Annotated in this window: 6 protein-coding genes; 1 reads left to right on the top strand and 5 read right to left on the bottom strand. The window is 50.7% G+C overall.

Translation table 11 applies throughout. The features are described from left to right. Positions 1-44: 44 nt before the first annotated feature. The gene (locus M2S36_RS17610) at positions 45-1,127 is read left to right on the top strand and encodes a DUF6270 domain-containing protein (protein ID WP_333957520.1); all 1,083 of its coding nucleotides are present in this window, start codon (positions 45-47) and stop codon (positions 1,125-1,127) included. 291 nt (positions 1,128-1,418) lie between these two features. Here M2S36_RS17610 and M2S36_RS17605 read toward each other — a convergent pair whose 3' ends face one another. The 5 genes from M2S36_RS17605 to M2S36_RS17585 form a co-directional block, all read right to left on the bottom strand. Next, entirely contained in the window at positions 1,419-3,065 is a 1,647-nt protein-coding gene (locus tag M2S36_RS17605; protein ID WP_333957519.1) for a hypothetical protein, read from the bottom strand. Positions 3,066-3,291: 226 nt separating this feature from the next. Next, on the bottom strand, positions 3,292-4,467 hold the full coding sequence (locus M2S36_RS17600; RefSeq protein WP_333957518.1) for a glycosyltransferase family 4 protein: 1,176 nt from the start codon (positions 4,465-4,467) through the stop codon (positions 3,292-3,294). A gap of 2 nt (positions 4,468-4,469) precedes the next feature. Further along, positions 4,470-5,702 carry a glycosyltransferase gene (locus M2S36_RS17595; RefSeq protein ID WP_333957517.1) on the bottom strand — a complete coding sequence of 411 codons (1,233 nt, stop codon included), beginning with the start codon at positions 5,700-5,702 and terminating at the stop codon, positions 4,470-4,472. Between the two features lie 60 nt (positions 5,703-5,762). Continuing rightward, positions 5,763-6,197, bottom strand: a complete 435-nt coding sequence (locus M2S36_RS17590) for a hypothetical protein (protein ID WP_063911647.1) — start codon at positions 6,195-6,197, stop codon at positions 5,763-5,765. Positions 6,198-6,236: 39 nt separating this feature from the next. Beyond that, positions 6,237-12,536, bottom strand: coding sequence for a glycosyltransferase family protein (locus tag M2S36_RS17585; RefSeq protein WP_333957516.1), 6,300 nt, complete (start codon positions 12,534-12,536; stop codon positions 6,237-6,239). Positions 12,537-12,539: the final 3 nt, after the last annotated feature.

The following is a 12,539-nucleotide window of genomic DNA, read 5'->3' as shown; positions in this document are numbered from 1 at the left end:
TGTTTATTTAGTTGGAAAGCGTAAATTTTATAAGGTCGTTAGTAGTGATCAAGAATTTATTCATATATGGTAGCTGTGTTTCAAGAGATATTTTTAATCTGGAAGAGAGTCGCGGCTTCAAGATTTCAGATTACTTCGCTAGATCTTCAATGGCTTCCTTGTGTAGCGCACCTTACAAAAATTCAGAGGCACTAAATCGCATCCAGTCAGCTTTCCGGCGAAGGATGGTCGCTAATGATTTTTCCAAAGACTTGCTAGCTGCAGTTGATAAGCTAGAGTCTGCAGACTTGATTCTTATCGATTTGATTGATGAGAGATTTGATCTTGTAGCACTACCTACCGGCGAAATGATTACTCATTCAAATGAGCTTGCTGAAAGCGGTTTGCTAGCTGAAGGAGGCGTTGAAGGCTATAAGGTTATACCACAGGGTAGTGTCGAGCGCCGTGAGTTGTGGCTGCAAGGAATGCATAGATTTTTAGGTTTGTTGAAAGACCTTAACAAGCTTGACGCTGTACTGGTCAATAAGGTGTATTGGGCATCGAGTTTTGAGTTGGATACTCAGTCTGTCTTCCCTGTGGCTCGCGGGGAAATCGATAAGGCTAACGAAGATCTTGATTGGATGTACGGCGCCATGGAAAGGGTGCTTGATAGAAGCCAGTTTTTGAATTTTGATAAAGATCTTTTGACAGCTGATGAGTTCCATCGTTGGGGTGTGTCGCCATTCCATTATTGCGAAATGTATTACCGTGAAGCACTAGCTCAGATTGTAAAAAAATCTGAAAAAAATATTGCTGTAATATCCCCCGATTTAAAGCTTTCGCCGATAAAGCCTCCTCCAGTTTCTTCTGGGATCGAGCTTAACGTGGCGGCACAAGTTGTTGACAATGAAATCTATGCACACTGCTCTTTGAACATGAATGGTCAGGAGTGTGAGGGCGGTGATTTTGCATTTTATCTCTTGGTTGATGGGGTTCGTCACGAAACGCGATGGTATGAAAAGTCACCGAGTGCTCGTTTTGCTATCCCTAATCAGTCTGGTAAATTGGAAATTGTCGCATTCTATAAAGATGAGTTTGATGAAAAAGTACTTTCCAAGGGGGAGGTAACGTTGGCCTCTTCTTTTTGAATGGTATTGCAGGTTGCTTACGGCATGTAGCTGCCGCTTGACCAGTTCCTTATCATCTCACCAGTGTGCCCACTGGCTTTGTAGAGTCATGCGCCTAGCGAATGTGGTTCTTTCATCTCATTCGCGCAATTAATTTAGATATATAGTCAAGCAGATTTGTAGCGCTGTCTTTGCTGCGATGTTGGTAAGGGCGAAGGTTTATAAGGGGCAGATGGCCACATCCTCATTTGCTCAGGAAGTCGCTTAAGCAAAAGAGGATGTTGCGTGGCCGCCAGGTTGTGTGTCGACGGATTATAAATTTTGTTCGTCGAGGTTTTGTGTGTGTTTTAAAACATCCGGAATGAGATTTAGCGCCGCCTGGTAGTCTCGGCGATTGACATGTCTTTCAAATGAGAACATATAAGAAGAAAGTATGGTGCCGTCACTGCTCAGGTTCTCTGCGTCAGTTCTGGTGCGCTGAGCTTCTCGGGTAAACTCAAGAAGCTCTGAGTGGGCCGTAAGAGGCCAATACGTCCCCGCAGGCTCCAGCAGCCAGTTCCCCCAGTGCAAAACTGATAGCTCTCCAGTCTCCTTCTTGAGCAAGGAGTCAGTGTTAAGATCAAGCACAATAAGTTGCCTTGGAAGTTTGCTTAGGTGTGCTTTTATACGGTCAAGGCTGTCTGCCAGATGTTCTATTTTTTTCTGGTCGTCTGCGGTAACTGCATATAGTTTTAGACTTTCCAACATCTCAATGTTTAGGCGGGATTCTAAATAGCTTTTGGAGCGCTCGTATTTATTGAGAAGGGACTTTGGTGGTGTCAGCTTCATCAAGTCACCGAGCAGCGTCAGACTTCCTTTATTGTACTCCCTGCCGGTCATTTTGCTTTCTTTTGACCACTCAAAGATATGATAAGTTACACTCTGAAGCTTTCCGGTCTCTCGAAGAGGGGGGCAAGGCAGATTCTTGAATTGAGCGATTAGTGCGCTCTCTTGAGAGGCGGGATAAGTTCGGCTCTCATCAAATAATTTGATAATAAAAGTTTTTAGCTCGGTTTCGGAGCTACAGTCAACCTCGTAGCAATATATGTCAGGGTGCCCTAGCTGGAAATTTTTGACGCTTTCGACAGTAAATGCAGTTTTGAAAAGAGGGGATAAGATCTGTGGAATCCAGCGCTCGCGCTGCTCTGGTGAGAAGAGAGAGTGGATCCCGTCATTCTTCTGAGTGGTTTCTAATAATAGCGGCTGATTGTGGAAAAATAGTGCACTGACTCGCGAATGTTGCGATCTCAATACTATCAGTTTGGTAGCAAAGCCCACCAACCGCTGCAGGGCTTGCCTGATAAGTAGTAGCGATATTATGGCCATGAACGCTGATGGGGGGGCGAAATAAAGAAAGTCTCCAATTATTCCGAAAAATACAACCAAGAAAATAAATCCTGATATTGAATTGAGTGTCGCTTGGTGGTGGATTATTAATGCGGCTCGTAGTTTGGGTGAGGTGTTGAATGCCAGGCAGATCAATACATAAAAGGCTGTGATGCTTGTGACAACCAAGGAAAATATTAGCGGGTAAATAGCGCACAGAATTGCGATTGATATTAAAAAGAACAGGAGCTCCGAAAATCCACGAGTGAACTTTGAGTATGCATTGATCGCAATTGAGTCTTGATTGTCAAAGAGTACAATTTTCTTTGTTCTGAGTATGAGTAGGCGTGCGCCCCTTGCAGTGATTTTGGTTGCAGCTAATTCAAATGTTAGATGTGCTGCAAATGCAACCAGGGAGCTTAAGCTCAACCAGATTACCACTGTGTTCTGAGGGTGAGCTTTCAAAAAATCAGGGAAGTAACTCGGGATGCCGCCAGAACTGAGAACGATAATTGCTTTTAAAGGAAGGAAGAAGGCTAAAAGCAAAAGTAATTGGCTGAGGATGTAGATGAACTGTACTGAGGCGGTATGCAAGGGCGCTGTCCTCAGGAATTTTCTGCCTAAGGAAAAAGACCAGCGTAAGCATTGGTTTAGCTCTGTATTAAGGTGTGCTTTCATATTGTTTGCTTAACAGGTGGCCAGTGTTTTTGGCGCAGAATATGTGCGTCGATTTGAATGGCTCTCAAGGTTTGTCTTTTAAGATATCTAGTCGCCATTGATGCCTTCTCTTCTCGTTGCAGCACCTGATAATAAAAGCATATTAAGTGTTTTGTGCATGGTTCAAAAGTTCAGTTGCCATGCTTTCTACAATGTATTTGCGCGAGTATCGCTTTACGAAGTCGCGTCGATCAGTTGTTTCGATATTCAAGCTTTCTAAGGCCGCAATTGCTGACTCTACATCGCAAGGGGGGAAAATGCTCATGTTTTTGATGTTGTCGGTTGCAAATTTGGCAGAATAGCCACTAAGTCCGCCAAGAATAGGCTTCTCGGTGGCGGCGTATTCAAATAATTTTGAAGGAATCACATTCTTCAGCGAAGGGAGATTATTTAGGTGCAAAAACAGAACGTCTGCCGTATTGTAGTACGATAGTAAATCAGTTCGTTTCATGGGTTCGATAAGGTCTACATTTGTGACCTTATGCTGGAGTAGTGCGCTTTTCAGTTGTTTCATTGCACTGCCGCTTCCAACTACAATAAACTTCGCTCTGTTGGAAAGTCTATTTGCTAGTGTCGGCAGAATATGATGAAGGCCTTGTCCTGCGCCTATGTTGCCTGCGTATAAAATACGGATCTGGCGTGAAGTGCGCTCTTCCATTGCGGCTGGGTTTTCAATGAATAGATCATCAACGCCGTTTGTGTAAACAGTAAATGGTTTGTTCGGGTACTGTGATTTAAAATAGCTGACGAAACCTGGGGAAGCTAAGTTGACTGAGTGAGCTTGTTTCACGGTCCAGCGCTCAATGTGGCGGAAGAACCATGCAGTGAGAGCTCCGATCGGAGACGGTAGTAAATCTGGCAATATATCAGTCAGTAAGTCTCGGAAATCCAAATAAAGCGGTGCATTAACGCGTCTGGCTACCCAGGCACCTAAGGTAGCGGTCATCATGCGTGATGAGGTAGCAAAAACAAGATCATACTCATTCGACTTGACCGCTTGCAGCACACCTCGTACATATTGGGCGAATAGATGGGCCTGGCCAAGGATTCCACCGCCACGCGAAAACACTGGAATTCGTTTGATCGTAAGCCCCTCGCAGCTTTCTATAGAGGAAGCACTCGGAGCATAACTATCGTATCTGCTCGGTTGGGTCGTCAGTACGGTTATCGTGATGTTCTTCTGAGAATTCTGCAAAAGTGAATTGACTAATGCTTTCGTCCTGAACGAACCAGCAGAAAGATCAGGAGGATAGTAAAAACTCAGTATCAGGATATTCACGTTCAGGCCGCTTCACGTTTGCCGTTGGAGGTGGCTTTTTTGTACATGTCTACCAATAGGCTTTCTTGGCTTTCCCAACATAGGTTCTTTGCAGCAATCTTCGAGTTATTGGCTAATTTTACGCGTAACTCCGGATCCTCGATGAGCCTGTTAAGGCAGTTCACGAGGTCGTCTTCATTGCCTTCGGCAACCAAAAGCCCGATGTCATATTGATTCACTATCTTCCGGATTTCAGGGAAGTTGGTTGCTACTGACGGCACACCTGCAATGATGTACTCAAACAGTTTGTTGGAGTCAGTGCTGAAGTGATTGAAGCAAGTGTTTTCTATCGGCTGCACGGCGATGTCGGCTGCTGCAGTATATTTTGGAAGCTCGGAGAGTGCTACTGTTGGAATGAAATGAACGCGGTCCTGCAAACCAAGATTGTCACGTAAGTCGATAAGAGGTTGTGTTAGACGACCTCCACCAATAAGTACGACGTGAGCGCTTTTTTTTAGGCGTGCAGTGCAACGCACTAGCTTTTCTAAACCTCTACCGCTTTGAAGTCCGCCCTGGTAAAGGACTACTGGGCACTCTTCTCGTATACCTAGCTCTTTATGAAGCAAGCGGCTCTTTTGAGGGGTAACATATCTGGGGCGATTTTGAAGCACTGCAGGTCTTGCTATTTTATAAAGTCGAGCAAGGTATTTGGCTCGGGTTTCAGTTGTCGTGATGACCGCACATGCGCGAGGAATCAATAGTTTTTCAATGTGCGCAACAAGCTTTGAGAGCTTTCCATAACCCTCTCTGCTAGTGCTTATTTCGTGTGCATCATAAACCAGTTTGGAGTTACTGATGACTGAGGCTAGCCAAGCAGTAGGAAGGGTATTTACGTCATGGGAGTGAACGACAGTCGGCCGAAAACGTATGATGTTTAAAAGGAGCATCAAATGAGTCCATGCGCGAGTGATCACCCTGAAAACTGAGATGTGGGCGCTAGTAGAAGATCCTCCCGTTGAAGGCAATGGTGTTTTGGAGTCGAATTGTTTCGACTTCCTCCAACGCCATAGAGGCGACCTTTCTACCCGGCATACATCCAGGTTCTTTTGTAGGGTCTCTGTTTTTGCAGTTTTCCCTGGGGTATGTAGTGCGAAGACCCTAACGGCATAATCTGAGGTGGCAAGTGTTTGTGCTTCTTTTAATACTCGTGCGTCATTGACGAATTCATTCCACACGATCATTGCAACTTTTTTCACTGCTTTACCTACTATTCGATTATACCCGACAGGGTCTTCAGGACACTATTCTGGGAAGACTCAGGTCTCGGTCCAGTAGATTTTCATTTTTGTAGTGTTTACGTTGTTAGCGCTGGACTCGGTATAGATTGCGCCAATGGTGGAATAACCGGTTTTCTTGTAGTGAACTTTGAATTGGGTTGGGTTGTCTTCCATTACGGTGCGCTGGAAGCCTTGGTTCTTCAATTGAGTGTAGATGGCATTCTCAGCTACTTTGGCAAGCGAGTTGGTGCTGATTTCATAATGCTTCATCTTTCCGTTCGAGGTTTCTTTCTCGTACTCTTTGAAGACCTCACCATTGGTGTTCAATTTTTCACCGTTCTGAAGAACGATGGAATTGCTTTGAGCGCTTTGCGAGGAAGGCGCTTGGGTTGTTTTTTGCTCGTTCTCAGCTCCGCAGCCGAAGAGTGCCAGAGACATAAGAAGTGCTGCTGCGGTTTTGGTGTTGATTTTCATAGTAATCGTATTCGTCATTAAAGGTAGGGTGGTGGTTTTTTATTGGGCGATGAGTGCCAATTCTTTGTCGATAATGTTTTTCTTCGCTGTTTGGCCCATGACTCGGAGATGAGCAGCAGCGGACATCTTATTGAACAGCTCTGGAGATTCGACAATTCTCTTGATGCCATCGGCCATCCCTTGTGCATCGTCTGCACCCGCAAGAATGCCGCAGTCGTTGCTTACAAATTCTGGAATGGCTGTAACACCGTTGGTCACTGCAATGAGTCCGGATGACATAGCTTCGTCACGAGAAACACCTTGAGCGTCCATGCGAGTTGGGCAAAGGAAGACCCCGTACTCTTTGTGCAATGCCGCGATCTGGTTGTGCTTCAAGAAACCGCGTTCGATTGTGACGTTTGAGAGCCCCTTTAGTGGCTCCAAGGTTTCTTCGAAAAGAGCACCATCGCCGATCATCCGGAACTCCATTTTCTCAAAAAATGGCTCTTTCGAAAGCAGTTTGATTGCAGCGACACTTAAGTCATTTGCATATTTTGCTGATGCGTAAGGGCGGATGGAAAGTACCTTGAAACGCTGGTTTTCAGGCTTTTTCCTGTAATCGAAAATATCGGTATCAATAGGGTTGTGGATGATCTCGTAGCTCTCCTCCGGAATCCGGAAGCCCACATCCTCCATCACTTCTTCAGCAAAGTAACGAGACACGAAAACGAGTTTCAGATTTGCAGGCATGTTCGTTAGCGTCTCGCGCCAGAACGCCATGCGCTTTTCGCTCTCTACTTTTGCCAGTGCCAACTGATGTTCATCCGAGTAGTTGTACTCGCGACGCCACCAAGGCTGTATCTCCGAGCCGTGCACCCAGACTACTACCTTGACCAAGTGAGTGAAGCGCTTGAGCACTTCCCACATATCGGGTTCCAGGAAGTGCACCAATACGCTCTTGTACTGGCCACTTTCAAGCATCTTGGCGAGCGTAGTCTGGCACCCGGTTACCACGTCCACGTTCTGGAACTCGTGATAGCTGACAGCCTCGTTCTTGCGAAGGCGGAAGATGTCGACGTTCAGGTTCTGCTCCTGATACGCCATCACGCGGCTGTGCACAAAACCGTTGCGATACAGGTCGTCATAAGCGGGGTAATGGTTTGTTACAACCAAGTGTTGCGAGCGGCCCAGCATCTCCGAAGGTTGGAGGTTGCGGTGGCCAAGCACCAGTGCCTTGATCTCGGTATTGCCAGATGCGTAGGCTCGCAGGCCGAAGCGCACGAAGGCGGCTTCCGGCGGAACCTCGGAAGTCTGGTTACGGTTGGCATGCTGCATCACGTGGCTGATCCGCTGCTTCTCGGCATCGAGGAACAGCACCACCAATTGCACGTTCAGGCCAGGCGTGCAGTCGAGGTACAGCTTCAGCTTACGGTCCTGGATATTCAGCTGGTCCAGGCTGACTTCATTCAGCGCATACACGTACTCATGCTTGCCATCTGCCAGCTTGGAGTTCACGCGCCAGCTATCCACATCGACGGCCAGGTCGAGGAACTTGTTGTGCTTGACTCCGAACATTTCGGCCAAGGCGCGGCCGGTGATTTCCGGCGAGTCATGGCTGACTTTCAGAGGCGCAATGGCCTGGGCCCGAGCCTGCAGTTGGTCGATGGTCATACCAAGGTTCAGGTCCAGATCGTCAACCTTGGCGCTGATGTTTTCCTGCTGTGCCGCACCATTCTCGCAATAGTTGAATGGGTCGATGGCCAGGCCTTGCTGGTGTGCGTACTCCAGCGATGGCAGGCCCTTCAACCAGCTTAGCAATGGCTGGCCGGCAATGATCTCGGTCGCCACCAACGAGCGCCGTGCGCTCAGCGATTGAGCCGGACGGTATGCCAGTTCATTCGACTGCAGCTCGGCATCTTGCCCCTTGCAGGTGAAGTGAGCGGCTTTACCAACCACCTGTGCACGGCTGTAGCGCGTTGCCAGCGCCAGGTCTAGCAGGTAGTTGGGGCCGTAGTAGTCGCCCGGTACAAACGCAGCAACCCACGGGGTGTTGCCAACCAGCTCGCCAAGGCTGGATTTCTTCAGTTGGGCTGGTTTGAGCACCAGAATGCGAGGGTCATCACTTACGATGCTGCTCTGATAGGCATCGGTGATGATGACCATGCGTACCTGGCTGTAGGTCTGGCGGTTCAGGTGGGCGCGCAGCATGTTGAACTGCTGACGATCCTGGGCTTCGCAGACGACCACGATTTCCGGCAGGCGCTGGGCCTTGCTGGTGCCTGTCACTTTGCTGAGCACGTATTCCAGGCGCTGGGTGTAAGTGTGCTCCTGCATCACTTTACGCAGGGCAGCGAGTTTCAGCTTGTCACTGTTGAGCGGGTCTTCGGCCAGCAGCTGCAGGCGGCGCAGCATTTCTTCGCCATTGTCGGTGGTGACGACCAGGTCGCCGAACAACAGGCGTACACCGCGCGAGAAGTTGCTGACGGTGATGGTGTTGCAGCCCAGCAGCTCGAATACTCGACGTGCGAACATCGATTGCGATTGCTTGATCGAGTTCAGGTTGATCGCGTAGCGGTAGCCCTTGTAAGCCGTGTCGATTTTTTCGAAGGGCAGGGTGCCGACGATGTACGGCTGATATTCCTCGGGGAACTGATAGTTCGCATCGTTCTTGCCGAAGTTGCGGTCGAAGATTTCCAGCGGTCGGAACTTCGGCAGCTCGCAGACGAAGTTGCCCAGGTCGCGGGTACGCTCCGGGTAACGGGCGTAGTAGGCACCAGCGAAGCAAAAGGCGTCTTTGCGCTCGTACAGCTCGATCGGGTTATGCAGCGCTGGCTGGCAGGCGAATGGCAGCAGGTAGACGCGGTCGTGACCGAGCGCACCTTTATAGCGGTGAATGCAGTCGATGTCGGTGGTGAAGACATGGTCGAACTGCTTGGCAGTGGTCAGGAAGGTCTCGAAGTGTACCGGGTCTTCCTTGTTCCAGAATACGGTTGGTACCTTGTTCTGACGGCACCAGGCCAGGATGTCCTGCAATTCCTGACTGTTGTGGCCAACCTTGCTACCCCACAGCTCATCCTTGCCGCGCCAGGCAGACTCGATGAACAGCAATTCGGGGCCGAAGCCTTCCAGCTCTGCCTTCCAGTTGCTAGGCGTGAGCTGCATCAGGTCGCATTCGTAGCGGTAGGAGCCGAAGGTGAACTCATCCATTACGCAGGCCATTTTCAGGCGGCTTGCAGGTTGGTCGGCTTGGCGCAACAGCGTAGAACGGCTCTGCGCGCTGGTCGGCAGGGCCTCTGGCAGTTTCAGGTAGTTCTCATCCTGGACTATCGGTGCCGGAGGCAGCAGGGCCTTCATCGGCTCATTGGCGATCCGCTTCTGTTCATTCTGCTGGCGTTGCTGGTTGGCCTTGCGGTACAGGCGCAGCAAGCGTACTGGTAGTTTGACCAGCCCGCCCAAGGAGCTGGCGCTGCTCTTGATCTGGTAACCCAACTGGTAAGTCATGCTGGTGCGTGTCTTGACCAGGCGCTGTTCGGCCAGATGGCGCTGTGTGTTGGCACGTTCCAGATTTGCATTGAGTTCGTCGATCTTGCGCTGCTGCGCCGCAGAGCGCTCCAGCAACTGATTGAGGTTGGCCTTCAGTTGCGGGATCTGCTCAGCGCTGACGGTGCGGTACTTCATGTTTGCCGCCCCCAAGTCTGCTTTCGACGAGTTCAGCTCGTTCTCCAGCTGCATGCGCAGGCCTTGCCACTGTTCGTTGGTGGCCGCCAGGCTTGCCTCCGCCGCCAGGCGGCTGGCAGTTTCGAGCGACAGTTGTTCGGCCAGCACAACCTTGGCCTGATTCAGAGAGGCAATGGTTTCTGCCTGTTCTGCCTGGGCATCTTGTGCTTGGGCATTAGCCTGCGTCATTGCGTGCAGTTGCTCTTCCAAGCCATTGCGCAGGTCAACCAGTGTATTGATGGTGTTGGCCTGGGCAGCATGCTCACGCTCGCTGCGTGCCTGTCTTTCGCTCATCGCCTGCAACTGGCTTTCCAGTTCAGTTTGACGCGCTTTCAACAGGGCAATGGTTTCGGCCTGTGCAGCGTCGGCCCTCTGGGTTTGGGCCTGCAATTCGTTCATATACTCCAACTCGCTTTCAAGTTCGGCTTCCAGTTCCGCTTGGCGCATGCGCAGCGTGGTGATGCATTCATCCTTCTCGGCAATATCCTGATTGCTTTCGTTTTGCAGCTGGCTCATTGCCTCCTTCTGATTCTCCAGCGCGGCTTCCATCGTCGTCAGGCGTTCGCGCAAGGTGGCAATGGTGTCGATGTAATCGGTGTTGGCCTCAAGTGTTTGATCCCGTGATTCGACTGCTGCTTCTACCTGCGCCTCCAGATCAGTGATACGTGAGTGCAGAGCAGTGATGGTGTATTCATGGGCAGCACTTGTCTGTTCAGCCAGGGCTTGAGTTTCGGCCAATACCTGCCGCTGGCTTTCCAGCGCAGCTTGTAGGGCTGCCTGCTCAGCGCGGAGGGCGGTGATGGTGCCTTCGTGGGCAGCGCTTGTCTGTTCAGCCTGGGCCTGAGTTTCGGCCGATACCTGCCGCTGGCTTTCCAGCGCAGCTTGTAGGGCTGCCTGCTCGGCGCGGAGGGCAGTGATGGTGTCTACATGACCAGCATTCGTTTGCTCGGCCCGAGTCTGCAGTTCGGTTGCCGCCTGCTGCTGATTTTCCAGCTTGGCTTGCAAGACGGCCTGCTGTGCACGAAGCACTGTGATGGTTTCTATATGACCATCGTTGATCTGCTGGGCCTGGACAAGCTGCCCAGACAACGACTCAAGCTGAGCCGCCAGTTCGTCACGTTGTTTCTGAAGTGCACCCACGCTTTCATTCAGGGCTGCATTGTCGAGTTGGTCTTTTGCCTGGAGCTCCAACATTTGCTGAAGCTGGCTTTCCAGTGCATCGTGTTGAGCCTGCAGTGCGGCTATCTTTGCCGTCTCGTTAGCTGCCAGCTCTTCAGCAGCCACACGCTGCTGATCGGTGGCCAGCAATTGTTCTTCGATGGTGTGAAGGGATTGCTGCAGGGTCTCCAGCTCCTGATTCCGCTGCCCCAGTTCGTCGTTGGCTGCGGTCAGTTCCTGGCATGTCTGCACCTGAGCTTCTTCAAGCGCCGCGATTTGCTGTTCCAACTCGGCATACTGCCTGGCCGTAGCGAGGTACTTTTCATTCGCCTCGCCCAACTTGGACTTGAGCGAATCAAGCTCTTCATTGAGCTCCATGATGCTGCGCGCGCTGGCCTCAAGGGCTTCCCGGCTCGCTTGCTCAATAGAAGCTATATGTGATTCGCGATCCTGAAGCTGACGCGAGAGTGCCTCGGCCTTCTGTGCTTCGGGCTTTAGCTGGGAAAGTTGTTCAGTGGCCAGGCGGTACTTTCTGTTAGCGTCATCCAGGCGCTCCTTGATTTCCTCAAGTTCTTTTATCCGCTTTGCCTTGGCGTCGAGAATTTCTCGGTTGGCCTGTTGCAGTGTCGCAATTTCGGCATCGCGGGTTTGCAACGTTCTGGATAGCGTTTCAGCCTTCTGGGCTTCGGGCTTGAGTTGAGCAATCTGTTCGTTGACCGTGCGATACTTCTTGTTTGTATCTTCCAACCGCTTACCGATCACACCGAGATTCTCGCGCAGGGTGCGCTCGATGGATTCGAAGGCTTTTTCAAGCTCACGAACGCGATCAATGCTCAGCGAGTCGATGACACCCGGCTTATGTGTTTCGCTCTTGACGGCAACGATACCCAGCCACTTGCCCAGCATCTTCACGTCGATGATCTGCAAATGCTCGGCCAGCAGCCGGAACGGTTCCATCAGGTAGAACGTGTGCTTATGGTCAATGAAGTCATTGACCCCGAACGGCACGGTAATCACCACTCGGCCACCCTGCTTGAGCAGGTCGTAGGCCTTTTCGATGAACAGCTCCGGGCGTACCAGGTGCTCGAGCACTTCACTGATGACAACGGTGTCCGGTTCGACCTCGAGCGTATCCAGCGCGAGGAAGTCTGAATTGATATACGTGACGTTCTGCTGGATGTGGGCCGGTTCGGAATACAGGTAGCCCTTGGCCTCTTCAATGGCCTGCGGGCTGGTGTCCACACCGGTGACCTGGCAGCCTTCACGTGCCAGCAGCAGGGGCACGATGCCCTGCGAGCAGCCAACATCCAGGATCCGGCGCCCTTTGACCTGGGCGCAGATCCAGTGGATGCGGGACTGTGTTTCCCGCATGAACTGATCCCCCAGCTTGCCGTAATAGGCTTCCATCACGCGGTCATGAATATCGGCCAAGGGTGAAGGCAGCTCTGTGTTCACGGTGGGTTTCTCAAGCGTGGGGTTATTCATGCG

It is taken from the genome of Pseudomonas sp. SF2 (assembly GCF_036858055.1).
GTDB lineage: Bacteria > Pseudomonadota > Gammaproteobacteria > Pseudomonadales > Pseudomonadaceae > Aquipseudomonas.
Note: the sequence above shows the minus strand (reverse complement) of the source record. Positions and strands in the feature narration are given on the sequence as shown.

What these genes read in the sequence shown, in the direction of transcription:
- M2S36_RS17590 (WP_063911647.1), bottom strand. Translation starts at nt 6,197, where the DNA reads ATGAAAATCAACACCAAAACCGCAGCAGCACTTCTTATGTCTCTGGCA.
- M2S36_RS17585 (WP_333957516.1), bottom strand. Translation starts at nt 12,536, where the DNA reads ATGAATAACCCCACGCTTGAGAAACCCACCGTGAACACAGAGCTGCCT.